The following is a 24,914-nucleotide window of genomic DNA, read 5'->3' as shown; positions in this document are numbered from 1 at the left end:
GTGTTCTCCTTGAAGGTAATGTGTTGGTTTGGTTACCAATGGATGGTTTGGCTGAGTTCCACGCGCTTGCCGCCCTCGCCGTGGTCGGTCACATTGTCACCTTGGAGTAATTCTCCGCGGTCGCCAAACTGACGAATCACCGGACGCGGCTGTTTCCGATTACTGTTAATGAACCTCATTTGGAAAGCAACCCAGATTTTAATCTCGCCAGGTTCGAAGGACGATATATTAACCTCAACCTGAAACTCACCATTGGATACCGTCGTCAGGCCTTCAGCAAGAAGCATATCGATTGGCGTTTCCGGATCGATTTCGTAATCTTCATGACGCGCTTCGAACGCCAGTATCGCATCATCGGGTAAATCCGTGTTTCCATCAATATGAACTCGTCCGCCGTCACGCTCCACAGTCATAGCCAGTTCTACGGTTGACGGGGACGTGGCACAGCTTGCGACCAAAGATATGGAAAGCAACAACAGTGAAACGACTCTGACTTTCGGCATCATTGTCCGGCTTGGGTTAGGGCACTAGAGGCATCGTGCCTCGGTAGTGTCAGCGAAGAAGAACGCTCAAGTCTTCTCCACTGGGCCCGTGAAAGCGGAATGTCGTGCGCTCTGAATCGCCGCGATTCAGGAGAAAGAGCTGCGTGCCTTGATTAGGACCGTCCGTGTAGACTGGGAAAACCACGGCGCCGAGGCCTTGCCCACTAAAGGCGCGTGTCATGGATGGCACCGTAGCCACAATCGTCTCATTCCGCACGTTGACGGTTTGCTGATCCGCGCTGACTGCAATTGGAATATCACTTGCGACGCGGATGCTGCCCCTGAACAGGCCTCGGTCGGCGAGGTCCACGTGCGAGAACTCTACCTGTCGACCCGCAGGTAGAATTTGATAAGAGCGGTCCAGTAGAGTGCCATCCTCGTCATACACAAGCAGCCGCACATCGGCAGTGCCTTCGGTGCCGTTAGTCAGTGTGAGCCGAAAGCTTGTTTTACCGTGACGCGCAACGCTTGGATACGTGTCAATCGGAAACCAGGCCTGCTGAGTACTGTTTCCGACCATGGTCCGCTCAGAAATCACGGTCTCCCCTTTGAATATGTGCAAGATGGCACTAGCCAATGGATGTCCTGAAAGCGCTTCAACCATTGCGAAGCCCTTTTCGTTAACATCGCTAGAGCCGTCAAAATTCCACACAAAAGTGCCGTGACCAGGAATGTTCAGTGGCACTTCACTTGTTCCACCGATGGTGACCGGTTCACCACTGAAGGCGAAGAAGGTCAGCCGACCCCTCAACGAATCATCACTCGGGTTTACGATGACGATCTCTGTTGTGACGTCGCCATCAAATTCATAGCGCGGAAGAGTTATGGTTCCGCCTCCATACGAGCTCTGGCCGTAGGCGACAGGTGCGGTAGTAACGATCTTTTCATTCCGGTCGTTTAAAGTAATACGCGTTGCGACCATCGCTATCGGCGCGCTCGCGTTTAATTCCACCGTGCCGGGTCCAGATGCGCCGAGTCCGTCGAGTGCCCAGACAGCACTACCGCCGGCAGCGAGCTGGCGTTCGACCTGGTCCTTCACTGGCAATCCGCTAGAGTCACGAAACACAAGCGATACGGTTACTGGCTCATTGCTGGGATTTGACAGGTTCAGGATGGTGGACCGCCCCTGTCGCCCGTCGGCAAACGCCGTGGCTCGGTCCGTGAGTGGTGGTGCACTCAGACCAGTTTCACTGATCAGTATGCGACTTTCTCGCTGTGAGAGTTCATCGAATAACGTTTCCATCTGAGTCAACATCAGGACTCCACCACCTAGGTTTGACGGGCCCGTTGCTACGGCCGAACCGCGTTGCGTTACCAGTTCAGTATCAGCACTGCCAGACTGATAGTTTTGGATGCCCGATTCTGGAAGGAGGCTCTCGTAGGTCGAACGAGCTAAATCATGGATCATGATATTTGACGCAAAACCTTGTGAGATATAGAGCCGTTGATGCTCACTGTCGAACGTAAGACCGCGTGGGTCCCAAAGTTCATTAGCCCGTACGGGTCCGAGTTGCCGTGTATCGAAATCGGGTTGACCGATGACGTGCTGAGCCTCCGGACCATTGTCGAGACGTGAAGGATGGGCATCGAAGAGTAGGATCCGATCACTGCCGTGGTCTGACAGAAAGAGTCTGTCGTTAACGTAGTCATAGGCCAGTCCGTCCGGGCCATCAATGAGACTTTGGGAACGGCCAGCCTCGAACGTATTGAAGTCCGGCTGACCGATGACCACCGTTGGCTCAGCGCCATTCACGAGCATGTCTGGCTGTGCGTCAAACACGAGAACCCGGTTATTGTTGCCGTCGGCAACAAATAGTCGCTGTTGTTTTGATTCATAGAGCAGGGCAGCCGGTTGATACAGCCCCGTTAACGTTGAGTTCGAGCCACGTGTTGTGAAGTCCGGCTGTCCGAGCACAACAGAGGCCGCCATGCCATTTCGCAGTAGGTTGGGAGCCACGTCGAAGCCTAGCACCCGATGGTTTCCACCGTCAGAGACGAACAGTCGGTCGTGAACAGGGTCGTAGGTTAAGCCTGTACCACGAGGACGTGTCGGTGTGATGCCGGTGCCTACGCGGGTGTCGAGGTTGATCCCGGCCTGCGTGGTTGCTGGGATGATGCTAGTGAAGTCTGGCTGTCCCAGGACCGCAATCGCTTCGGCGCCACTTCGTAATCTTGCGGGGTCAGCATCAAAAACAAGGATTCGGTTGCCCCAGCCGTCACTCACAAAAACCCGCTTATGATGCGTATCGTAGGTGACAGCGAGAGGAATCTTGATCGTCGTAGGTCCAATTGGATAGAGCTCTCCGGAGTAGAGGTCAGGTTGACCGAGGACCCAACGCGCGTCGCGGTCCTTTACGCGATTCTGGCGATCGAGCTGCCAGACCACAACACGATTGTTGTACTGGTCAATTGCGAACAAGCGGTGATCCACCGGGTCCAATGCGACATCCCTCGGGTAGATGTTTTTTGGAGTGGCACGGTCGTTTGCTGAGCGCCGTTCAAAGTCCGTGTGGCCCTCGTCGTCCAGATGGCCCACAACCTCCACGGCAGGCATGCCGGTGCGCAGTTGGTCAGGCGAGATGTCCCAAATGATGGCACGGTTTCCGCCGGGATAGCCTTCGGTCGCGACGAGGAGTTGCCGTTCAGAATCGATTGATGCGGAGCCGAGTCTGGGCCAGACGGACTGCGCTCTCGAAACAACGGGATCGTAGGCACCGAAACCCGGTTTACCGAGGACCGCCAACGGGGTGGCCTCGCGTAGGGGAGCCCCAGGGCTTACGTCATAAACGGTAATGCGCATGTGCTCGATTCGAGAGACTTGCTCAGCGATAAAGAGGCGTGAGGTTTTATCGTCGTATGCCAGCCCACCAGTCGCGAATCCGCGCATATCAGTTCGTGGGGAGGCTGTCTCGAAATCCGGCTGGCCCATCACGTCTGTGGCTGCTGAGAACGTCCTAAGGCGATCAGGAGCAACGTCGAATACTAGGACCCGACTATTTCCGTTGTCCGAGACAAACAGACGTTCGTCCTTCGGAGAGAAGGCCAGTGAACCGGGTCGACTCATGCGGCGTCTGCTCAAGCCAGGTTCCCGCGATGTGAAATCCTCTTGGCCCATGACGAATGAGGCTGCCATGCCGGTGGCAATTCGACCTGGTGCGATGTTGAACACGAGGACCCGATTATTCGATCCGTCGCTTACGAACAAGCGCTGATTAGCTTCATCCACTGCCACGCCGAGCCGTCTACCAACGTGGTTAGCGGCTAATCCTGATGTCTTTGTATTGGCATCGGGTTGGCCAAGGATAAACAGGACATCTGCACCCGTTTCAATCCGGTCTGGATGAATGTCAAAGACCATGATTTGGCTGCCTCTGCCAGGCAGACTTTGCCCGGTGGTATTGTCCACAAGAAAGAGGCGTTGGTTGGTATGTTCGACAGCGAGTGCGCCGGGAAATTCGGTTTGACTCTCGCTCCATGCATCGGAGTGGGTTCGGCGGGCGTGTTCACTCGGTTTGCCGAGGATATAGGTTGCGGTTGGTTGAGCGAGTGTACCGTCATTATTTAGGTCAAAGACTTCGACTCGGCCATTACCGTTACCTGCAACAAACAACCGACCATGGACGCGCTCCAGCGCCCCTTGGGGCGGTCACCAAATGCTGTGGCCGGCTGCACCTCCGTTGGTCACACCGCCAACGAACGTCGGATTACCCCAGATATCCTCTTGGCCAAGTTGGTCAGTTGCCGGCTGGCCATTGCGCTGAGCATTAGAAGTGAAAGGCAGCACTAGGGTTAATGCAAACGGAAGGACTAGGCGACCGACACCAGCGATCTGAAAGCGGACCATCACGACCTCCTCGGATTCATTGTGGTTACTCGGAATCCTGCTTCAGCGAGTGACACCGTTCTTCGTGGCAGCAAGCCGGCGGTCACTGTAACATGAGGTAGGCGATGTCGCTAGCTCGCAGCTTCTTGGTCTCTAAATCATGGAAACTCGACCGTATTTTATTCTTGGGGATGTTAGCTGTAGCGTCACGGTGGGCATTGCCTCTGGCACTGCAGTGACGGCCTTGGTTAGCATGGAATGGTCGATGCTTGTCTCGATGGTTGCCGGGATGCTGCTTGGGATGACCGTCGCGGCTATCGGCATCATCGCTTTTGGATTATGTTTCGGGATGATGGAGTTGCATATGCCGGCCATGATCACTGGGATGCTTACAGGCATGGGAATCGTGATGCTTGGGTCCCAGGAGCCTCTTGCAGAGGTAACGGCCGGTTTCCTTGGCGCGCTGGTCGGATTAGTGATTTACACGCTTACTTGGATGGCCGATGCGCTCCTACAGCGTGAGCGATCGTGATGGATTTACGTACGAAGAAGAAATGGGATCGCGCTTCGTCTTCTTTAAACCTTTTTCAATCTTATGGGGCTGAACGGCGCTGGGCGCCTGTGAAGCAGGAATTCTTTCGTGCAATGCAAGGAAAGGTATTGTTTGTCGGTGTCGGCACTGGTCTTGATATTCCTAGTTTTCCCCCGAATAGAGACATCATTGGCATTGACATCAGCGATCGGATGCTAGCCAGAGCTACGTCGAAAGCTAGTATGTATCGCGGTCGATTAGAGTTGAGACAGCTTGATGTGCACGACATAGACTTTGCACCCGGCACCTTCGATCAGGTTTTCACCTCCTGTACTTTCTGCTCCGTGCCGAATCCTGTGAGAGGCCTTGAGGTGCTACGGGGAGTGCTCAAGCCGGGTGGCGAGCTGAGGATGTTCGAACACACGGGCAGTGGCTATTTTCCGTTTAACTGCTTACTGCACCTCATGAATCCGGTCGCCCGGCTCATCGGTCCAGAAATTAGCCGAGATACTGTGGGGAACGTGGTGCGCGCTGGCTTCCAAATCGTACGCGTCAGACACGCTTACCTTGATGTGCTCAAGACAATCCATGCCGTTTCACCCATCTAGGTCGGAGGTGGTGGGCGACCGAGCTACATTCCAAGGAGATTGGGTTGGAACTTGGTGAGTCCTTGCTCCTTGCACCAGAGATCGAGTTCAACTGATGCGAGCTCATCGACGACAGGGGCCAGAAGGCCCTCTGTGCGTAGGTCGGCGACTTTGATGTAGGTATAACATGAGTTGCAGGCCTCGACCCGCATGTAGGGCAGGCTATCGGCTACGTGATAATGGAGATTCTCTGCGTTAGCCTCTCCGCATTTGATACAGACCGTTCGTGGGAATGACCACGCGACTGAGCACAGGGCGCAAACCAGTGAGCGACGTCCCTGGATTTCCGTTTCGTCTTGAAGGGTAGCAAACTGTGGCGGCCAGTTGCACAGGGGGCAGACAGTCGCAGCTGCTTGGTGTAGAGGCCTATCCTGGTGGTGGGCCATGGATTCAACGATCGGCTCGAGAAATGCACGGCCAAAGAATTGCAGCGCCGTCACATCGAGCTGGAGACTTTGAATACTAGCGCTGAAAGGTTGCTGCAGGGCGGTCTTCTGCAAGACTTCAGCGTTCACGGTAAGGTTGCCTGTGTCGAGTGCCCTGGCGGCTTGGGTTAACGCTTCCGGCATGATTTTCTTGACCTCGTGAACGAATTCACTAAAAGGTTGCGCGAGTGATTCATAGGGGAGTCGCTCCAAGCTCAGTCTCGGCGGTGTGTTGCTTTCGGAGTTATACAGATCGGGCCAACGGGCGTCCCTTGAGGTCTTATACACTGGTTCCTGGCAGTCGAGCACTCCGAGATAGCTGTCAAGTAAGTCTGCAGCGTGGGGGCGTGCGGTTTGAAGAGTTACCGCACGATTGCGGCGGGCTTGCCACAACGGGCCACCCCATTCAACGCTAGTCGGCATTTTCTGGCGTGTGCGTCGGGTGTTTGTTGGGTTGCCACGCCGGGTGATGCAGGTTTGCCCAGGCGCTGGTAACCTTTCCGTCGATCATTCCTTGCGCCGTGCCGGGAAATGCAAATATTCCCAGGTAGACGTGCAGTGTAAGCAGGAGCCCCCCGGCAAGCGTGGCGGCGTAATGCACGAGACGCATCGAAGCAAGTAGGAGCGATGCATTTGGAACCACTGTAGCGACAGTCTCCGGGAACCATAATGCGAGTCCACTGATCAGAAATATTACGCCGAGCACGGTCTGTGCCCAGAAAAATAGCTTCTGCCCACCATTGTATTTACCCGCTGGGGGTATATCCGCTGTCTGATGTCGGGCGTAGGAGTGAATTGCTCTCAGCCAACGCCAGTCGATTGCAGCAAGGGTCATATCACGCACCCACATCAGGAAAGTTGCGGCCATCGAAACGCTGAAGATAAGGCCTACCCAAGGGTGCGCCACCCTAGCCATGGGTCCACCGCCCAACAGATTTGTGAGCCAGAAAAGGGACGGATATGAAAACGCAAGGCCGGTGAGCAAGAGGAGTGTGAAACTTATTCCCACAGCCCAGTGAATAAGGCGTTGGATGGCGCTGAAGCGATGAATTAACCCCCCGAGCTCAGGTGTTGGCATGCGTAGTGGTGTCCTCGGCGTCCTGCGGACCGATTGTCAGATAGTGCACAAGCGTCGACAGAACTCCAAATCCCAGTAGGTAGGAACCAATTCGCTTCAGAATCCCCAACCCGGTGAGAGCCAGTGGGCTGGCTGTCGGGTCTGATGGAAGCCGGTAGTCTGCCAAATGATCCCCGTGGGGCACTACATACATCATGTGGGTCCCGCCAACACCGGCGGGATTGTAGGTCACTGGGTTATCGAATCCACGCTCCTTCAGCAGTTCAACTTTGTGCTCGGCGAGTGAGAGCATGTCCTCCTTGCTGCCCCATGAGATGGCGTGGGTAGGGCAGGTCTTCACGCACGCTGGCTCGAGACCGGCTTCTACACGGTCAACACACATGTTGCATTTGTAGACCTTCTTTGTTTCCTTGTCGAACCGAGGGATATCGAAGGGACAGCCGGTAACACAGAACTGGCAGCCGATGCATTGGTCTTGATTGATGTCGACGATGCCGTTCTCATACTGGACGATCGCTCCTGGGGCAGGACAGGCGTAAAGGCAGCCTGGCTCTTCGCAGTGGAGACACGCGTCCTTCTTAATGAGCCACTGTAACCGTCCACTCATCTCGACTTCATCGAAACGCATTAATAGCCAGGTGTGTGCAGAAAGGTCTTTATGGCTCTGGTAACTTCCGAAGTTGGCAGTTGGTTCAACCTTTAAATCGTTCCACTCCTTACATGCAACCTCACACCCTTTGCAGCCGATACAGCTTCCAATGTCAACGAGTTTTGCGTACTCCGGCGTAGAACGAATTCCTGGTGCTGGCGAAGAACTGGCTGACACACGTTTGAGCGATAACGTACTCATAGCCCTATTAACTTCCTAACCTCAAGAAGTGTTCGACGTGATTGTGGGAAGCATTGTGCCCAGCTTAGATCTGCCATTGACAGTCACCAGGTTCTTATACTGCTTCAACGTTCACCAGAAACGCTTTGAATTCTGGACAACTCGTATTGGCATCACCAATAAACGGAGTCAATTCATTAGCCATGGATCCTTGGGTAATCCCAACGAAACCCCAATGTACCGGCACTCCGATCGTCCAGACCGTCTGACCGTTTACCGTTAGTGGCTGGATTCGCTTCGTCACGATAGCGGTGCCCTGAACTTCGCCACGCTTCGACCAGACTCTTACTTGTCCGCCATTCTCAATTCCCTTTTCGGTCGCTAACCCCTCCGGCACTTCTACGAAGAAATCTGGCATCGCCTCGACCAGGTACGGCACGTTGCTGGTGACAAAGTGCTCACGCTCGACAACGCGATAGATGGTGCACGGATAAGGATAGCTTTTACGTTCGCTTTCTTGTGCCAAGGTTTCCTGGACCCCGTTGTACCAGCGTAATACCGGATTAATTGGTACGTTCTCGTGGAGAATGTTGACCGTTGGACTTTCAACCGGTTCGTAGTGTTCCGGAATCGGACCATCTTTCAGCAGGGGACTGAACAGACGGGCCACGCCTTCTTCAGTCATGATGAACGCCCCCATCGCATCAGGCCGGGTGGTAGGTCCGTAGTCTGGCACATCGCCGATCCACTCGCGGCCAGTCCAAGCGATACCCGAGCGCCCACGGTCCCAAGGGACCCCTTCTCGGTCGGCCGAAGCGCGGTTGTAAAGTACGCGACGATTGAGTGGCCAACTCCACGCCCAGCCATGGTGCATGCCCAGACCAGTAGGGTCATCGTTCACCCGGCGGTCCATCTGGTTGCCTTCTTCAGGGTAGCTGCCAGAGTAGAGCCAGTTACCTGAGGCGGTCGATCCGTCGTCCTTCAGTTCCCCGAAGGACGAGAGGCGCCGTCCGCTAGGAAGGTCCGAACCGTTGATTTCCTGAGCCAGCTCGGTCAGTGTCGGCTCGCGTGGGTTCAGGTAGTTCCACGTTAGCGCCTGAATAGGTTCGTCGAAGGCTCCACCCTCTGTTGTGTAGAGTTCTTTTACCCGCCAGAAGAGTTCCGAGAGGATCCAGGTGTCTGAGCGGACGCCAATTGGCGGGTCGATGGCCTTTTCTTTCCATTGCGCCCAGCGTCCACTGTTTGTGAACGAACCGTCCCGTTCAATCCAATGTGTAGTTGGTAGATACAGCACCTCGGTGTCGATCTCTGACGGCTCCATCCCGGGCGCTTTCCAGAACTCCGCACTATCGAGCATAAACGGGTCAATGACGACTTTCCATTTCAGTTTTGTCATCGACTCGAGTAATCGCGAAACGTCTGGGCCGGCTAGGAGCGGATTGAATCCCAATGCAACGAAGCCTTCGAGCTTACCCTGGTGCGCCTGATCCCAGATTGACAACCAGCTGGCGTCCTTGTCGGTTTTGCCGAGATAGTGGTAGCCGAACTCGTTGTCGGCTTGCGCACGGTCACCAAACCAAGCCTTGAGTTGGGATACAAGGAATTTAGGATAGTTGCCCCAGTAATTTGCTGTGTTACGAACCAAAGGTCGAGGCGTTGAATCCCTTAGGTGGTCCGCCAGCGATACCTGTGCCGGCTGAGGAACCTTCAAATAGCCAGGTAGAATGCCGGCGACGATTGCGTGGTCAGTTGCTCCTTGCACGTTGGCATGACCGCGCAGTGCGTTGATCCCGCCGCCCGGTCGGCCTATGTTGCCAAGAAGGAGCTGGACAATCGCTGCCGTCCGAATGATTTGACTTCCTACCGTGTGCATCGTCCAGCCCACTGCATACATAATCGTTCCAACTCGGTCAGCTCTACCGGTCGAACAAATAACATCGGCGATTCGCAGGAAGTCTTTTTCAGAGCAGCCAGTGATTTGGGCAACAAGCTCTGGCGTGTATCGGTCGTAATGACGTTTGAGAAGTTGAAAGACACAGCGCGGGTGTTCTAGGGTCGTATCGCGACGAGCGTAGCCATCAGGGTCTCGGTCGTACTCCCACGCGGTAGCGTCATATTCCTTGGTTGCCTCATCGAATCCCGAGAACAGTCCATCTTCGAATGAAAAGCGTTCGCTGACGATAAAGGAGGCATTGGTATGCTCGCGCACATAATCAGCATGATGTAGGTCGTGTGTCAGGATATGTCTGAGGAGACCGCCCAACAGCGCAATGTCAGACCCGGGCCGAATTTGTAGATGGTCGTCCGCTACGGCTGAGGTTCGGGTGAAACGCGGATCAACGGTTACTAACTTGGCGCCTCGAGTATTTCGAGCTTCGAGGGCCCATTTGAATCCGCAAGGATGATTTTCGGCAGGATTGGCTCCCATCACTAGAACAACATCAGCGTTCTTGATGTCCTTCCAGTGATTGGTCATCGCACCTCGACCAAACGTGGCGGCCAGACTGGCCACCGTGGGGCTATGTCATATGCGGGCCTGATGGTCGATATAAACAAGGCCCATTGCACGCATCGTTTTCGTAATGAGGTAGGCATCCTCATTGGCTACGGTTGCACTACCAACCCAAGCTAGTCCTTCACATCGGTTGACGGTCCGGCCAAGTTCATCACGCTCAACGAAACTAGCGTCTCGGGTTTCCTTGAATTTTCTCGCAAACCAGCTCATTGCTTCGTCCCACGAAATCTCGCGCCATTCTGAGGAGCGTGCGTCACGAAACATTGGTGATTTCCGCAACCGAGGACTGATTGCGAGCTGCATTTGCGAGGCGCCCTTGGGGCACAGCGTGCCACCGTTGATCGGGTTATCGGGGTCTCCCTCTACGTGGATGACGGTTGGCGTTGTGTTGAGGCCACCACTACCGTGCACGTAGGCGATGGTTCCACAGCCAACCGCGCAGTAAGGGCAGACCGTACGATATTCTCTGGCGTTTCTGATCTTGAGTTGACGAACAGCCGCGTAGGCGGGACGTAGGTCAAATCCTAGGGTACTCAGAGCAAAACTACCGGCCGCCGAGACCCTGAGAAACTTCCGTCGAGAAATGTCCATGGCGTCAGCGCGGTCTTTACATCGATGAAAGAGTGCGCTGGCTGAACCAGCGCACTCCTGGAACACTCCAGCTGCCGATTGACATCCCTAAGTTTCGAGGATCCTTCTGAATACCTCGACGGCCCGCTCCATTTCTTCCATGGTGCCAAGCGAGATCCGCGCATGTGTCTGTTCCATCGGGGGGAAATCTCGTCCCACCTGGACGCCTTGGTCGAGGGCCGCATCGCGAAACTCGGCAGCCGGTTGGCGCACATTCACGAACAGGAAATTGGTTTGCGAGTCAGTGGTCTCGTAGCCCATCTCCTCAAACGCTCTTCTGGTGAAATTCCGCACGCGACGGTTTTCTTCGCGTTCGTTGAGCATGCGATCAGGGTCATTCAGCGACGCGATCGCGGCTGAGGCAGTCAAGATATTCACGCTTCCTAAACCCCAGGCCGCGTTGAGCTTCGCGAGGGTCGCCGGTCGCGCGGCCGCATAGCCGAGGCGTAAGCCGGCCATACCGTAACCCTTCGAGAATGTTCTCGCGACGAAGACATTGTCGTGTTCCAAGGCTTGGGTGGTAGCTGTCTCAACGTTTGCGTCGGTCGCGTATTCGATGTAGGCCTCGTCGACGAGGATCGCTGTGTCAGGTGAACTCGCCTTGACCCGTTCGATGAAGGCTGTTACGTCAGCTAGCGAATGCGCAGTTGCCGTCGGGTTGTTGGGATTGCACAGAAAGACGAGTCCAGCACCGATAGCGGCCTCGGCCATCCCGTCAAGGTCGAGTCTTAGATTGGCATCGACCGGAACCTCACGAATGCTCGCGCCGATCTGACTCGCGGTCCGGTTTGGACTTCCGAATGAGGGGGCACCGTTAACGAGGGGCCTACTCTCCGAAACGTAGGCGCGCACCCCTGCAGTCAGAATCGCGCCCGAACCGGTTGAGATCAGAACATTCTCCGCCGTGAGTCCGTAGCCAAGATTTCTAGCGATGGCTTCCGGGAGTTCTTCACGTGCCAGATTAAAGTGGTAACGCCCGACGTTGTCTCTAATCAGCTTCACCATTGCGTCGACGGCCGCCTCGCCCGGACCGCGAGCGTTTTCGTTACCGCTAATTTTGATCACCTCCTGCTGAGTGGAGGCTTGCAGGACTGCTTCGAATGGATCCGGTGTCCAATTCAAGGCTTCACCACTTCGACCGAGAATCCAGGGCGTAGACAGCGCACCCGCGCTACCAACGCCAAGGGTCCGAACGAATGCGCGACGTGACAGTGACATAGGTTTCTCCCTCAATAATCCAACTCGGCCATCATCGACCGGCTACTTGACGCCCAAAGTTTGGGTGCTGGTCGTCCCTGTGTCAAGCGTAAGTCTCCGAGGCAGGTTCGCCTGTTAGCAGTGTTGGCGGAGACCGACTAAACGTAGGCACGGCGAGCGCGAGTGCATCGGCGCAGTGTGGATATTCACAGATTTCGGTTAATGGCTAAAGGAAGGAGTGCGCTGGTCGAACCAGCGCACTCCTGGGATACCCCAAACAGCGGTTGAAAACCCTAGGTTTCGAGGATTTTCTTAAACACTTCCACCGCCTGCTGCATCTCTTCCATTGTGCCAAGTGAGATACGCGCATGAGTCTGTTCAAGTGGTGGAAAGTCTCGTCCGACCAGAACCCCTTGGTCGCGGGCCGCATCTCGAAACTCGGCTGCTGGTCGGCGCACATTGACGAACAGGAAATTTGTTTGCGAGTCTGATGCCTCGTAACCCATTTCTTTGAACGCATTGATTGTGAAATCCCGGACCCGACGATTCTCTTTGCGCTCAGCCACCATATGGTCAGGTTCATTCAACGACGCAATCGCGCCAGTCGCCGTTAGGATGTTCAGGTCGCCCAAGCCCCAAGCAGCGGCGAGCTTGGCAAGAGTGGTTGGTCGACCCGTTGCATAGCCCATTCGGAGCCCAGCCATTCCGTAAGCTTTTGAAAATGTTCTCGCGACGAAGACATCGTCATATCTTAAGGTTTCAGCCGCCGCAGTCCCGACGGTCGTGTCGGTTGCGTAGTCTATGTAGGCTTCGTCCACGAGAATCGCTGTGTCAGGCGAGTCGGACTTAACTCGCTGGATAAAGGCTGACACAGCAGACTGTGAATGCGCAGTTGCGGTTGGGTTATTTGGATTGCAGAGGAAGACAAGTCCGGCGCCCTTAGCGGCCTCGGCCATTCCGTCGAGGTCGAGCTTTAGGTTAGCATCTACCGGCACCCTGCGAACCTCTGCGCCGAGTAGGCCGGCGATCTCCGTCGGGTTTTCGTAAGATGGGGCAGCGTTTACGAGTGGTTTACTCTCTGAGACGTAGGCTCGCACCCCAGCTTCAAGGATTCCAGCTGAGCCAGTTGAGGTGAGAATGTTTTCCGATGTGAGTCCGCGGCCTACGCGGTTAGCAATTGCTGCTGGCAGTTCTGTGTTCGCCACTTCACGACCGTAGCGTCCGACCTTATCAGTGATCACCTTGCGCATTGCATCAAGCGCGGCCTTTCCTGGGCCACGGGCGTTTTCGTTGGAGCTAATCCTGATAACACCTTGCTGGGTGGAGGCTTGGAGAACTGCCTCAAATGGGTCCGGGGTCCAGGTCAGGGCTTCACGGCCTCCACCTATGATCCAGGCGGTAGACAGCGCGCCCGCGCTACCAATGCCAAGAGACTGAACGAATGCGCGACGTGACAGTGACATAGGTCTCTCCTTCAGGTATTCAACTTGGCCATCATCGACCGGCTATCCAAGATCAAACTCTGGTTGCTTATGGCCACCGTGTCAAGCCTCAACCTTGCGATTGCAACTGGCTATCATCCCGCACCATACCAGTCAGCCGTGGCCTCGTCGAGGGTCGGGTAGAGGTCTCGTTCGAAAAGTAATCGCCAGAGTATGTGCCGGACGTCTGCATCACCGGCCGGATTACCGTCGTGGGTTTCGGCGAAGATTCGACGGATGTCGCCTATCAGTGGGTCATCGACAAGCGGATATGTGCGAATAAAGTAACTGTAGGCATCCTCAGGGGCCACAAGTTTGGTGACTGACGCTGGTCTCTGGTTCTCAGGGGGATTGACCCAGTCGGTGCTAGTGCCATCGGGATGGACTTGCTGTGCCTTCCAGACAATTTCGGAACCCTCTTCTGGATTTCTGGCGATAAATTGAAATTCGGCGTAAGAACCTGGATGAACGTCTAGGGTCCAGGTAATCTGAACGATTCTGTCATTCTCACGCCTGACGTCGACCTGCATGCCGGGTTGGGTTCTCACTCTGGAGACTGTCACGCCTTCCGGAATGTGTAGGACCGTCTGGCTCGTGGTCACTCCGCCCTCGGCTGGTACTCGCACTGTGTACACTTGACTTCGACCAAGGGTCGATTCGTGTGGCACGACTGTAACGTGTGCTTCAGCCATCGTGCCAAGAAGACTGAACAGAAGGGCAGTAACAGCCAATCGCATGGGTATACTCCTTTGTAACATCGCGGACCTGCTTCAATAGCCAGTGCAAAATTCTCTCATAAGCTGGGCGGAAGTGGTGGGTGTTATGGAATAATTGGTGCGCCGATGGTGTTCCGCCCTTGGTGAGCGTTCCGGGAAGCCAAGACGCTGACAGTTGCTTGGTATCTGTATTTATTGGAGGGTTTTGCCGATGTCTTTTGAGTCCACTCCACGCCGTAGTTTTTTGGGTCGCCTGATGGGAATGACTATGGCGGTCAGTTTGCCATGGGATAGGCGTGTTATCGAGGCGTCCAGCCAGTCGGCTCCGGACGATTGGCTCGGGGACGTAACGGGTGATCGCAAATGCTTTTTTGACTTTCCGAACTACAAGCAGGGCTTTCCACTGGTGCACATCTTTAACTACATCAACACCTATGCCTCGGCCTACGGGGTCGGCAATGAGAGGGTGGGCACAGTGGGGACCTTTTACGGCGGCGGTCCAGCGTCGAGTATTTTCATGGGGTTTAACGACGAGATTTGGTCTAGGTACAGTGTGGGTGAGTACGCCGGCTTGGACGACTCGGATGGCAGGCCATACACGAGGAACGTGTTCAATCGCCCGACCTCGGACGATTCGATTCTTCTCGCAAAGGGGTTGCAGTCTCCTAACTTCGATGCGCTTAGGGTTGCTATGCCCCTAGTTGGGATTGAAAGACTTCAGGAGATGGGTACAAAGTTTATTATGTGCAACAACGCTCTTAACTCATGGGGGTTCGAACTCGAGGCGAGGGGCAAAGGAGCAGCGGCTGATATCGATGCGGTACTCCGAGCGAATCTGCTGCCGGGAGTGACCGTCGTGCCAGCGATGGTTATTGCGATCGAGAAGGCCCAGGAAGCAGGCCTCTCGTATAACAAGCAGTAGCTCGACCGAGTGCGAGGTGCTGCCTAGTTGCGGCTCCCGCGGATCCAGCTAGCGATCGTCTGCCATTCGGGGTCGGTCTGTGAGGTCCAGTGCTTGCCACCCGGGTGGAACGGGTTGCCGCCAGCCTCTTCCGCGAGTGGTAGTTGCAAGAGCCGGCTGCCCAGTGGGTCGCCGGGCACGACCATCCGTCGTGAAGTTTCAAAATTTTGACGGGACTGCTCAGCATTCCAGGTGGCACCTTCCGGTGGCGGCGCCTGAAGCCTAAAGCGGGTTCTAGTCGCATGGCAGACCACACAACGGGCCAGACCTCCGCGTTTGTTAATGAAGATTGGCTCTACCTGATCTCTATAAAATTCATAGTCAAGGGCTTCACGGTCAACTGATGCACTTGATCCAGTGTCGGCGGTGCTCCAAGCGGTGACAGTCGTCGCAGGAATCACCGCCGTAATCACTCTTTTTGGCACCTGTCCCACAGGAATTTGCGTCACCTCCTCAAGTGTCTCCACGCTGACGACGGACGTGGAGTTCGATCCGGCGTTGGCGACGTAGACATATTTACTGTCAGGTGAAAATGTGAGCCAGTCCGGATGACTGCCGACGTGGACGCCACCGAGATACTCTAAATCGGGTAGCGAGTAGGCGTAGACATAGCTGTTCACCTTACTGCACAGCCATAAAGTTCTACCGTCAGGAGCCACGCCTTGGCCGTGTGAAGGGGAGCCTTGTAGAAACTCGGTATGGCGTTCCTCCTCGGGAATCGTAGGGAGTTCGACCCGCGCCTGCTCTTCGCGGCGTTCATCGAAATTGACTACTGCAAAGCCATGAAAGTTGGACAGTTGCACAAAGATGCGGCGAGTAGAACCGTCCGGGTGTGTTTCGAATGACATCGGCCGGACGCCGGCGTCAAAAAACAAGGTCCAGAGCGCGACTTCACTCTCGGCATCGATCACAGTGAGGTTGCGTCCAGAGATTGAGCCAGCGATAACATGTTTACTGTCAGGACTTATGAACGTGTTGTGCACCCCGCCTGCTGTGAGAATGCTTTTCACTAGCTCCATCGAATTCGTATCGACCACATCGACGGCACCAGGCGATGAAACAATCGCAACGTAGACTCGTTGGCCATTGTTACGAATAGCAACGTTATTCGGACGGCCACTGAGTGGCACCTTGTGGGTAACTCTCAGTGTTCGAGCGTCAACTACATCAAGGGTGTGGTCGACTTCGTTGGTGATGTAGAAGCGGCTTCCGTCCGGGGCTGCTGCCGCACCATGATTTACCTCGATGCCAGAAATCTCACCTACGATGGTGTTGGAGTCCGGGTCAATGAGGTGCACGTTGTCACCGGCTGCGTTCGTCTGAACAATAATCGGTTTTTGCGCTTCAACGCCGGTGGCTAGCCCGAAAACAAAAACTCCGAATAGTGAAAAGTTTGCGATAAGGCGGCATGTTGTTGTCGGCATACGAGCCTCCCAATGCTGGCCTGAGCGGACCAGAATAGTAATCAACAATTAACGGGCATCAATCAGTAGGTTGATCTGCTTGACAGCAGCCTCAACCTTTAAGGCGATTCCTTTGCGGCCGTACTCTGCTGAGGCGCGGGTCGAGTCTCCCGAGACGCCGCTATTATCGATGCCGTCCCGAGGGGCGAGCTTGTCGGTCCGGATGTGTTTTGGAGGCTGGCCCTCCTTTGGCCCTTAGCTGGCATGTGAACGAATCTGATGGTTCAACGAGTGCAGATGGCGTCGAATGGCCTTTAGTTTCGTCGAGTCGTGTGCCTCAAGTGCTGCTGCTCGTTCCGCCTTGAGTTCACGCATCTTCGCTTTGATGGCAGTTTTGTCAAAACCGTCCTGAACTTGATGCTGCTCGTGTGCCTCGATACCCAGAGCTTGGCAGAGGGCTGGAAGCAAATGCTCTTTGTTTAGCTGTGTGTAACCCTTGACTGCCTCGTGATCCAACTCCTTCGCGAGATCACGCATTTCCGCCACTGTCTTAGCTTTTAAGTCTTCGTAGGTGTAGTCTGCCATGTCATCTCCGCTGCTAGTAAGCCCCGAATTATAGCGCGATCGGCCTTAGTGGCACCCCCTTGTTATAGTTGTGTGGATGGCGACGCATAGATTGGGCATTGTTATGCACGGGGTCACAGGGCGAATGGGCTTAAATCAGCACTTAAAGCGCTCGGTGATGCCCATACGTGAATCCGGAGGGGTGGTGCTAAATAATGGGGACCGAGTGGTGCCCGAACCGTTATTGCTCGGCCGGAACGATGCGAAGCTGATGTCAATTGCCGAGGACCTCGGCATCGACGCATACACGACCGATTATGACTCGGCGATTGGGTCGTCTGAGCACGCCCTGTTCTTTGATGCCGGCACGACGGTGATGCGACCAGAATTGCTCGACCAGGCGCTCTCAAAGGGAAAACATCTTTACTGTGAAAAACCGGTTGCCTGTTCGCTTGCCAGCGCCCGAAAACTGTGCGCACGCGCCGACGCAGCTGATGTGAAGGCTGGGGTCGTAATGGATAAGTTGTTTTTGCCTGGCCTAATCAAGCTTGGGCAACTGAAAACCCAGGGGTTCTTTGGACGCATTCTGTCCGTGCGGATCGATTTTGGGTATTGGGTCTTTACTGGTGAGGAGTCACCGAGCAACCGGCCGAGCTGGAATTATCGGAAGTCATCCGGGGGTGGCATCATTCTCGACATGATGGCGCACTGGCGGTATGTACTGGATCGCATCGTGGCACCGGTGCACTCGGTTGTGTGCTTAGGTGCCACACATGTTGATCAGCGGTGGGATGAGCGGGGTGATGTCTACACCGCTGATGCTGAGGACGCGGCATACGTGGTGATGCAATTAGAGGGTGGGGTGGTCGCCCAGGTGAACAGCAGTTGGTGCACGCGTGTGAACAGGGATGACCTTGCAATCTTCCAAATTGATGGGACTGAGGGTTCTGCAGTGGCTGGGCTTAGCTGGTGCCGAACCCAATCTCTGAACAATACGCCTCGTCCAGTCTGGAATCCGGATGAGCCGCAACGATTACAGTTTCGTGACCAGTGGACCCCGTATCAGGCCGATCGAACATACCCGAACGGGTTTCGGGCTCAGTGGGAACAGTTCATCCGGCATTTGTACGATGATGCGCCGTGGCCCTATACGCTGAGAGAGGGGCTGAAGGGGGTTCAGCTAGCTGAGGTAGCGCTTGAGAGTTGGCGCCGTCGGGCGTGGGTAAATATTGAGGACGTCGGGTCGTGACATGTCCGTGATTACGTTACCAGTCGCCAACGGATCGAGCGAACCGTTTGATCTTCCTGCGATTGCGCCGGTCGAGCCTGCGGGTAACGCACGAAACCGAATCGCCTATGCCGCCGCACACGTTGTTAGTGAACCCGGCCAACGGAATGCGATTGATTGGGAGGCAACACTCCAGTTCCGAGAGTATTTGTGGGGTTGCAATCTTGGCGTCGCCGAAGCGATGGATACGGCGCAGCGAGGTGCAGGGCTGTCGTGGATGCAAGCGCGGGAACTGATTCAACGAACTCTTGCCGCGGCTCAGACACGGTCCGATGCGCTTATCGCTTGCGGGTGTGGTACAGACCAACTCGAGCCGGCGCCCACCGTGACGCTTGAGCAGGTACTCCGAGCCTATGAAGAGCAGATGGCTTGGGTTGAGGTCCACGACGGTCGGATTATTCTGATGGCAAGTCGCGCCCTCTGTACGGCAGCCCGCTCGGCTGAGGATTACGTAGCTGTTTATGACCGCTTACTGACGCAGGCCCGGCAGCCTGTGATTATCCATTGGCTGGGTCAGATGTTCGATCCCGACTTGGCAGGGTATTGGGGCCACGACAATATTGACCAAGCCATGGAGGTGGTTCTGTCGCTACTTAGCACACATGCGGTTCGTGTTGACGGGATTAAGATTTCTGTACTAGACAAGTCGAAGGAAATCGCGATGCGGCGACGGCTGCCACCGGGAGTGCGGATGTACACGGGCGACGATTTCGATTTCGCAGAGCTAATTGGTGGTGACGAGACTGGGCATTCTGACGCTCTCTTGGGAATATTTGATGCGATTGCGCCTGCGGCTGGAGCTGCGCTTCATGAGTTAGCTTCCGGTCGTCGTTCCCGATTCGACGCTATCCTCGCGCCCTGCATACCGCTCAGTCGTCACATCTTCAGCACACCAACCTGTTTTTATAAGACAGGTCTGGTGTTTTTGGCCTGGCTGAACGGACACCAGGACCATTTTTCAATGCTTGCCGGTCACGAAGGTAAACGGTCTCTCCTGCACTTGGCTGACGTATTCCGTTTCTCTGCGGCTGGGGGGCTACTGCGTGATCCGGATTTAGCTGTGGACCGGATGCGGTCGTTCTGCCAGACGCACAATATGGATTGATGATGCGTGATCTTTCTCGTGACACGACACTCCTGTCGCTGAACACCGCGACGGTCCAGAAACAATGGGACCTCGGGGAAGCGATTTCTGGCTGTGCTCGGCATGGTATAGGCGCGATTGCCCCTTGGCGCGACCAATTGCAGGCGCTGGGTGTCGCGGAAGCGGAAAAAATGATCAACGACCATGGTCTTCGGGTGTCGTCACTTTGTCGGGGTGGATTTTTTACAGCTGATAACCAACTGAATCTTGATGACAATCGGCGGGCCGTGGACGAAGCAACAGTCCTTGGGGCAGAGTGTCTTGTGCTTGTAGTCGGTGGGCTACTGGCTGGTTCTCGTAATTTACCAGAGGCACGTCGGATTGTTGGTGACGGGATTGCGAAACTGCTTGAGCATGCTCGTATTCAAGGGATGCGACTCGCTATTGAGCCTCTCCATCCGATGTATGCGGCTGACCGCGGCTGCATCAACACCCTTAGGGAAGCACTGGATGTGTGTGATGACTTAGGTGACGGCATTGGTGTCGCGATCGACACCTACCATGTGTGGTGGGATGCTGATCTCGAACGGCAAATTAAGCGGGCTGGTCAATCTAACAGAATTCTTGCTTGCCACGTGTGCGATTGGCTCGTTCCAACCCAGGACCTGCTCACAGATCGTGGTATGCCAGGTGACGGCATTATTGATCTACGTCGAATACGGAGCATGGTCGAGGCGGCCGGCTACGATGGATGCTACGAAATCGAAATCTTTTCATCGAAGAATTGGTGGCAACGTAACCCCGACGAGGTCTTACAGACCTGTATTGAGAGGCATCAAACTGTTGTCTAGCCGCTCCAAGTCTTCGGAGGGCGGTAGCCGCCGGAGGATTAGGGTTGGTATTGACCAGTATGGTCTAGACCCGTTGCAGCTTACTCCGATGGCACTTTTGCAATGGGCCGTTGACCACGGGGCTGAGGGCGTGCATTTCTCCGGGTTCGACTCTGACTGGCAACGCCGCATGGAAGTTCCTTACCTCAAGGATCTCCGAGCGTTTGCTGAGTCGGAAAGGCTGTATCTCGAGTGGGGCGGTGCCGAACATATTCCGCGCGACATGACGACTTGGGCCCATCGTGATCTATTTGCTTCGAATCAATTCGTAGCGGCGCAGGCAGAACAGTTGGGCTCGAGAGTGGTCCGGTCTTGCTCTGGTGGGCTGATGCGGTGGGATGATGCTGCGCCATCGACTGAGACGCTACTTCGGGATACGGCATCTTCGCTGATGGCACAACGTGACATGCTGCGTGATCACGGGGTCATTCTGGCGATCGAATTACACTTTGAATTTACGACGCACGAACTGCTTCGATTGTTCGAGATGTGCGAGGCGGTTCCCGGTGATTGGTTGGGTGTCGTCTTCGACACGATGAATGTGCTGACCATGCTAGAGGACCCGGTGCGGGCCACTGACCGCATTTTGCCGTGGGTGGTAGCAACGCACCTCAAAGATGGGGGTATCAGAGCGGCGCCCGATGGCCTCGAGACGTTTCCGACGGCAGTGGGTGACGGTGTCATCGCCCTGGTGAGTGTGATCGGGCGTTTGGCTTCTAGTGGTCGTCAAGTTCACCTATCAGTTGAAGACCACGGGGGGACGTTTCACCTACAGACGAAAGCCCCGGAGTTTTTGGCGAAATTTCCCGATGTCACGGATGATGAGATGGCCGATCTGGAAGCTCTTGCTCTGCGTGCTACACGATCTGCAAAGTGTGTCCCGACCGATCGAGCCCTCTGGCCAGAGATTTGCGAAGAGCGGATGGGTCGCAACCTCACAAAACTGAAGGCTCTGGTCGCCGAACTGGAAGTAGCGTAATGGCCCCAATCAGTGTCGTCATGGTCGGCATCGGAGGTTATGGTGCTGAGTATGTTGCTGCATTGGATCGTTTACCTCCGGAAAGGATTCGTTTAACCGGTGCGGTAGATCCTTTTCCCACTCGCTCATGTGCTGAACCTGGGCTGTCAGAGCGCAAGATACCAGTATTTCCGTCATTGGAGGCATTATTTCAAGCTGGGTGCGAAGCGGATTTGGTCGTGATCGCTTCTCCAATTCACTATCACATATCGCAAAGCATGCTTGCGTTGAACCATGGCTGCGATGTCTTGTGTGACAAACCGCTTGGTGCGGCGATCCAGGAGGTCTCCGCGCTGATCCGTGCAAGAGATGCCTCTGGGCATTCTGTGCGAATTGGCTATCAGTGGTCTTATTCCGATGGAATCAGGTCCCTCAAGCGCGACATTCAAGCAGGAAGGTTTGGAGGGCCCATCCGGATGAAGTCTGTGTGTCTCTGGCCGAGGACTCTCGCCTACTACCGACGTAACGACTGGGCTGGGAGGCTCCGTGATGTGACGACAGGGCGTTGGATATTGGATAGCCCGCTAAACAATGCTCTGGCTCACTTCTTGCACAATTTATTCTTTTTACTCGGACCGGATGTGGGTCTGAGCGCGCGTCCGATCGAAGTAACCGCAGAAGTATGTCGGGTGAATAGCATCGAAAGTTTCGATACCGTTGCTTGTCGTGCCCGAGTGGACGGGGGTGTTGAGGTGCTGTTCTATGGTTCCCACGCTACGCAAGATAGTTATGGGCCGAGATTTGAATTGGAGTTTGAAGAGGCGAGTGTTGCCTATAGATCGTCGGTAGGGGATGTGAAGGACGAGATTAGCGTTGAGGTGGAGGGTCGGCGTGTTGGGAGTTACCCGTCACCGAACGTGGGTGACCATTTCGCTAAGTTAACAGAGGCGGTCCGTGCAGTGACAGGAAACGAGCCGGTTGAATGCGGTCCTGAAGCAGCGGCAGCCCAGACGCTGTGCATGAACGGCGTACACGAGTCGATAGGCGAGATTCCATCGGTATCCTCTACCCTCAGGCGACGGTCGGTTCAACCTGACCGCTACTGGATTGACGGGCTTGATGGTGACCTGAGGCGGTGTTACGAGCGTGGTGTTCTACCGAGTGAAGCCGGAGTGTCTTGGGTCATCAAGGGGCGAACAATTGATCTAGTCAATTACGATCACTTTCCTGCGTCGGAGAACCACGCGTGAGCATTTTTGGTCTTCACCCGATCGATGCAGCGGTGCTGCTTGGGTATGTGGGGGTGATTCTCTGGATTGGCTATCGGGTTGGTGCACGAACTCGTGATCGAGGCGAATTCTATCTAGCTGGTCGGCGCCTCGGGGGGTTTTATCAGTTTTTCCTCAATTTTGGTACATCGACTAACGCGGACCAGGCTGTTGCGGTTTCACGAGAAATCTACCGCCAAGGGATTGGCGGCATGTGGATCCAGTATCTTGTTTTGTTCATCACCCCGTTTTATTGGTTTCAAACACTGCTTTTCCGCCGGGTACGGTTGACGACAATCGGTGACTTCTTTACTGAGCGATTTCAAAGTCCGTTTCTTGGTGGAGCCTTCGCTATTTTTATTTTGCTCGTGTCCATTATTGGAGGCGGAGCTGGGTTTATGGTGGCGGGGAAGACCTTCATGGCGGTCACGCCGAAAGCCGAGGTGGAGTGGACGGTCGACGAACGGGAGAGTGTCCTGGCTTTCCGAGAGTTCCGGGAACTCACCGTGCGGCTCGATGCTGGACTTCCTGCGGCCGATCGCGCCAGATGGGAGGAGTTGAACGAGCGGAACAAATTGGGCCAGCTGAGTTCGATCGTCTCACATACTAAGCCACTCGTATTTTATGTGGTATTTGCCGTGGTCGTGGGGCTGTACACGATGCTTGGCGGATTTCGGGCGGCCGCTATTACCGATGCCATTCAGGGCGTACTCATTGTTCTATTTTCACTAATTCTGATCCCGGTTGGCTTAGCCAAGGTCGGAGGGTTTGACGGGTTGCACGCGACGGTGCCGGATTTTATGTTTGCCCTGTTCGGTTCAGCGGCACTGAGCGACTACGGCTGGTACACGATTCTTGCAATGATTTTGGCGAACTTGGTTTCGATTATCGCGGTGACTACAGGTATGCAGACGGCTGGTTCGGCGCGGGACGAGATGACCGCACGCCTCGGGATGCTCGGTGGCATGTTCTTTAAACGTTTTATCATGCTGTTCTGGGCCTTGGCCGGTTTGCTTGCAATTGGTCTCTATGCCGGTGAGTTGCACGACCCTGATTTAATTTGGGGTTATATGTCCCGAGACCTTCTCATGCCAGGTGCCCTCGGCTTGATGATGGTCGGGATTCTGGCTGCGAACATGTCCACCCTCGACGCTACGTCAGTGTCCTACTCAGCGCTTTTCATTCGCAACCTTTACGAGCCGCTTCGGCCGGGTCGGTCAGAGAGCCACTATTTATTGGTTGGACGGTTAGTCATTCCTCTTACTCTCATAGGTGGGGTCATGGTTGCCGTTCTCGTCGACGACCTTCTCGAGTTGTTCCGATACTTCATTTCTATTCCGGCAATCTTCGGCGCCTCGATTTGGCTTGGTTTCGTTTGGCGTGGCCTAACGCGACCAGCTGTCATTCTTCAGGTAGCAACCTGCGTGATGATCTATGCGATTATCCCGAATTTGTTCAGCACGATGGATTGGTCACGGCACGATGTTCGTTTTCTGCAGACGACGCGTGCGCGCGTCGTCCAGGTGGAAGAACCGGCGCTGCTAGGTGACGTTGAGGCTGGTCGTGCATCACGCGTTGGGGAAACTCTTACGAGAGTTCGGGAGGTGGCTCCTGCCGCTGTATTTTTCGATGAGGTTGCGAGAGAAAACCCCGCTGATCCGACATCTCGTCTGGTTGGCCTCGGTCGCTTCAACGCAGAGATCTGGGTGCTGAGTTGGTCTGGGGTAGATTTTAGTGACACACCGCGTTCATGGCTGATCGCGTTCCGCTTCTTTTTTGATGCGATTTTCCCATTCATACTACTGTTCTTGTTTAGCGCTGTGACAGCACCAGTCGGAACGGTGGCTCTTGATCGCTTTTTTGCCAAGATGCATACGCCCGTGCAAGCTACAGCTGAACTTGACACAGTTGCGCTTGAAGCTGCCTATGCGACGCCCCGACAGTTCGACGGTGACAAGATATTTCCGGGGTCGCGCTGGGAAGTGATGAAGCCAACGATGATTGACTATCTCGGCTTTGGTGGCAGTTGGGTCTTGGTTGGATTGATTTTGATGTTACTTTGGCTGATGGTGAATATTTGATG

At 55.1% G+C, this 24,914-nt stretch carries 21 protein-coding genes; 9 read left to right on the top strand and 12 right to left on the bottom strand.

Features of this window, described 5'->3' with window-relative positions; translation table 11 throughout:
* Window positions 1-32: 32 nt before the first annotated feature.
* The 3 genes from QGH09_07215 to QGH09_07205 all read right to left on the bottom strand — a co-directional run bounded on the left by QGH09_07215 (window position 33) and on the right by QGH09_07205 (window position 4,386).
* Window positions 33-413 (bottom strand): hypothetical protein, encoded by a 381-nt coding sequence (locus QGH09_07215; protein HJO17971.1) that lies wholly within the window; start codon window positions 411-413, stop codon window positions 33-35.
* A 139-nt stretch (window positions 414-552) separates the two neighbouring features.
* A complete protein-coding gene (locus QGH09_07210) occupies window positions 553-4,152 on the bottom strand; it encodes a hypothetical protein (protein ID HJO17970.1) in 3,600 nt (1,199 codons plus the stop codon).
* A gap of 36 nt (window positions 4,153-4,188) precedes the next feature.
* The gene (locus QGH09_07205; protein ID HJO17969.1) at window positions 4,189-4,386 is read right to left on the bottom strand and encodes a hypothetical protein; all 198 of its coding nucleotides are present in this window, start codon (window positions 4,384-4,386) and stop codon (window positions 4,189-4,191) included.
* A 139-nt stretch (window positions 4,387-4,525) separates the two neighbouring features.
* Here QGH09_07205 and QGH09_07200 point away from each other — a divergent pair, with 139 nt between their 5' ends.
* Both QGH09_07200 and QGH09_07195 read left to right on the top strand, forming a co-directional pair.
* Window positions 4,526-4,897, top strand: a complete 372-nt coding sequence (locus QGH09_07200) for a hypothetical protein (GenBank protein HJO17968.1) — start codon at window positions 4,526-4,528, stop codon at window positions 4,895-4,897.
* Entirely contained in the window at window positions 4,897-5,505 is a 609-nt protein-coding gene (locus QGH09_07195) for a class I SAM-dependent methyltransferase (GenBank protein HJO17967.1), read from the top strand. The genes QGH09_07200 and QGH09_07195 overlap by 1 nt, the downstream gene beginning before the upstream one ends.
* A 23-nt stretch (window positions 5,506-5,528) precedes the next feature.
* On the opposite strand, the gene fdhE is transcribed toward QGH09_07195, so the two are convergent.
* From fdhE to QGH09_07160, 7 genes are all read right to left on the bottom strand, one after another.
* Window positions 5,529-6,392, bottom strand: coding sequence for a formate dehydrogenase accessory protein FdhE (gene fdhE / locus QGH09_07190; GenBank protein HJO17966.1), 864 nt, complete (start codon window positions 6,390-6,392; stop codon window positions 5,529-5,531).
* Window positions 6,382-7,047, bottom strand: a complete 666-nt coding sequence (locus QGH09_07185; GenBank protein HJO17965.1) for a formate dehydrogenase subunit gamma — start codon at window positions 7,045-7,047, stop codon at window positions 6,382-6,384. Before QGH09_07185 ends, fdhE begins: the two co-directional genes overlap by 11 nt.
* Entirely contained in the window at window positions 7,034-7,897 is an 864-nt protein-coding gene (gene fdxH, locus QGH09_07180; protein HJO17964.1) for a formate dehydrogenase subunit beta, read from the bottom strand. The genes QGH09_07185 and fdxH overlap by 14 nt, the downstream gene beginning before the upstream one ends.
* A gap of 94 nt (window positions 7,898-7,991) precedes the next feature.
* Complete coding sequence (gene fdnG / locus QGH09_07175) at window positions 7,992-10,982, bottom strand: formate dehydrogenase-N subunit alpha (protein HJO17963.1); 2,991 nt, start codon at window positions 10,980-10,982, stop codon at window positions 7,992-7,994.
* Between the two features lie 87 nt (window positions 10,983-11,069).
* On the bottom strand, window positions 11,070-12,239 hold the full coding sequence (locus QGH09_07170) for an aminotransferase class I/II-fold pyridoxal phosphate-dependent enzyme (GenBank protein ID HJO17962.1): 1,170 nt from the start codon (window positions 12,237-12,239) through the stop codon (window positions 11,070-11,072).
* 272 nt (window positions 12,240-12,511) lie between these two features.
* Window positions 12,512-13,681: an aminotransferase class I/II-fold pyridoxal phosphate-dependent enzyme gene (locus tag QGH09_07165; protein ID HJO17961.1), complete on the bottom strand. Its 1,170-nt coding sequence runs from the start codon at window positions 13,679-13,681 to the stop codon at window positions 12,512-12,514.
* A gap of 113 nt (window positions 13,682-13,794) precedes the next feature.
* The gene (locus tag QGH09_07160; protein ID HJO17960.1) at window positions 13,795-14,436 is read right to left on the bottom strand and encodes a DUF1775 domain-containing protein; all 642 of its coding nucleotides are present in this window, start codon (window positions 14,434-14,436) and stop codon (window positions 13,795-13,797) included.
* A gap of 190 nt (window positions 14,437-14,626) precedes the next feature.
* Here QGH09_07160 and QGH09_07155 point away from each other — a divergent pair, with 190 nt between their 5' ends.
* On the top strand, window positions 14,627-15,337 hold the full coding sequence (locus QGH09_07155; GenBank protein HJO17959.1) for a hypothetical protein: 711 nt from the start codon (window positions 14,627-14,629) through the stop codon (window positions 15,335-15,337).
* Between the two features lie 23 nt (window positions 15,338-15,360).
* Here the strand turns inward: QGH09_07155 and QGH09_07150 are convergent, their stop codons facing one another.
* Both QGH09_07150 and QGH09_07145 read right to left on the bottom strand, forming a co-directional pair.
* The gene (locus QGH09_07150; GenBank protein ID HJO17958.1) at window positions 15,361-16,800 is read right to left on the bottom strand and encodes a cytochrome D1 domain-containing protein; all 1,440 of its coding nucleotides are present in this window, start codon (window positions 16,798-16,800) and stop codon (window positions 15,361-15,363) included.
* 234 nt (window positions 16,801-17,034) lie between these two features.
* Window positions 17,035-17,364, bottom strand: a complete 330-nt coding sequence (locus tag QGH09_07145) for a hypothetical protein (GenBank protein ID HJO17957.1) — start codon at window positions 17,362-17,364, stop codon at window positions 17,035-17,037.
* Window positions 17,365-17,521: 157 nt separating this feature from the next.
* Here QGH09_07145 and QGH09_07140 point away from each other — a divergent pair, with 157 nt between their 5' ends.
* From QGH09_07140 to QGH09_07115, 6 genes are read left to right on the top strand one after another with little or no spacing between them, the layout of a single operon-like run.
* Window positions 17,522-18,592 carry a Gfo/Idh/MocA family oxidoreductase gene (locus QGH09_07140; GenBank protein HJO17956.1) on the top strand — a complete coding sequence of 357 codons (1,071 nt, stop codon included), beginning with the start codon at window positions 17,522-17,524 and terminating at the stop codon, window positions 18,590-18,592.
* Window position 18,593: 1 nt separating this feature from the next.
* On the top strand, window positions 18,594-19,736 hold the full coding sequence (locus tag QGH09_07135) for a dihydrodipicolinate synthase family protein (protein HJO17955.1): 1,143 nt from the start codon (window positions 18,594-18,596) through the stop codon (window positions 19,734-19,736).
* A complete protein-coding gene (locus QGH09_07130) occupies window positions 19,736-20,566 on the top strand; it encodes a sugar phosphate isomerase/epimerase family protein (protein HJO17954.1) in 831 nt (276 codons plus the stop codon). The genes QGH09_07135 and QGH09_07130 overlap by 1 nt, the downstream gene beginning before the upstream one ends.
* Window positions 20,559-21,584, top strand: a complete 1,026-nt coding sequence (locus tag QGH09_07125) for a TIM barrel protein (protein HJO17953.1) — start codon at window positions 20,559-20,561, stop codon at window positions 21,582-21,584. Before QGH09_07130 ends, QGH09_07125 begins: the two co-directional genes overlap by 8 nt.
* Window positions 21,584-22,813: a Gfo/Idh/MocA family oxidoreductase gene (locus tag QGH09_07120; GenBank protein ID HJO17952.1), complete on the top strand. Its 1,230-nt coding sequence runs from the start codon at window positions 21,584-21,586 to the stop codon at window positions 22,811-22,813. Before QGH09_07125 ends, QGH09_07120 begins: the two co-directional genes overlap by 1 nt.
* Window positions 22,810-24,912, top strand: coding sequence for a hypothetical protein (locus tag QGH09_07115; protein HJO17951.1), 2,103 nt, complete (start codon window positions 22,810-22,812; stop codon window positions 24,910-24,912). Before QGH09_07120 ends, QGH09_07115 begins: the two co-directional genes overlap by 4 nt.
* Window positions 24,913-24,914 lie beyond the last annotated feature (2 nt).

The organism is Vicinamibacterales bacterium, from assembly GCA_036012125.1.
Classification (GTDB): Bacteria; Acidobacteriota; Vicinamibacteria; order Vicinamibacterales; family UBA823; genus UBA11600.
This window is presented reverse-complemented; position numbering and strand designations above follow the sequence as displayed.

Coding starts and splice junctions, on each gene's coding strand:
- QGH09_07215 (HJO17971.1), bottom strand. CDS start 413: ATGACTGTGGAGCGTGACGGCGGACGAGTTCATATTGATGGAAACACG.
- QGH09_07205 (HJO17969.1), bottom strand. CDS start 4,386: ATGGTCCGCTTTCAGATCGCTGGTGTCGGTCGCCTAGTCCTTCCGTTT.
- QGH09_07200 (HJO17968.1), top strand. CDS start 4,526: ATGGAAACTCGACCGTATTTTATTCTTGGGGATGTTAGCTGTAGCGTC.
- QGH09_07195 (HJO17967.1), top strand. CDS start 4,897: ATGGATTTACGTACGAAGAAGAAATGGGATCGCGCTTCGTCTTCTTTA.
- fdhE (HJO17966.1), bottom strand. CDS start 6,392: ATGCCGACTAGCGTTGAATGGGGTGGCCCGTTGTGGCAAGCCCGCCGC.
- QGH09_07185 (HJO17965.1), bottom strand. CDS start 7,047: ATGCCAACACCTGAGCTCGGGGGGTTAATTCATCGCTTCAGCGCCATC.
- fdxH (HJO17964.1), bottom strand. CDS start 7,897: ATGAGTACGTTATCGCTCAAACGTGTGTCAGCCAGTTCTTCGCCAGCA.
- QGH09_07170 (HJO17962.1), bottom strand. CDS start 12,239: ATGTCACTGTCACGTCGCGCATTCGTTCGGACCCTTGGCGTTGGTAGC.
- QGH09_07165 (HJO17961.1), bottom strand. CDS start 13,681: ATGTCACTGTCACGTCGCGCATTCGTTCAGTCTCTTGGCATTGGTAGC.
- QGH09_07160 (HJO17960.1), bottom strand. CDS start 14,436: ATGCGATTGGCTGTTACTGCCCTTCTGTTCAGTCTTCTTGGCACGATG.
- QGH09_07155 (HJO17959.1), top strand. CDS start 14,627: ATGTCTTTTGAGTCCACTCCACGCCGTAGTTTTTTGGGTCGCCTGATG.
- QGH09_07150 (HJO17958.1), bottom strand. CDS start 16,800: ATGCCGACAACAACATGCCGCCTTATCGCAAACTTTTCACTATTCGGA.
- QGH09_07145 (HJO17957.1), bottom strand. CDS start 17,364: ATGGCAGACTACACCTACGAAGACTTAAAAGCTAAGACAGTGGCGGAA.
- QGH09_07140 (HJO17956.1), top strand. CDS start 17,522: ATGCCCATACGTGAATCCGGAGGGGTGGTGCTAAATAATGGGGACCGA.
- QGH09_07135 (HJO17955.1), top strand. CDS start 18,594: ATGTCCGTGATTACGTTACCAGTCGCCAACGGATCGAGCGAACCGTTT.
- QGH09_07130 (HJO17954.1), top strand. CDS start 19,736: ATGATGCGTGATCTTTCTCGTGACACGACACTCCTGTCGCTGAACACC.
- QGH09_07120 (HJO17952.1), top strand. CDS start 21,584: ATGGCCCCAATCAGTGTCGTCATGGTCGGCATCGGAGGTTATGGTGCT.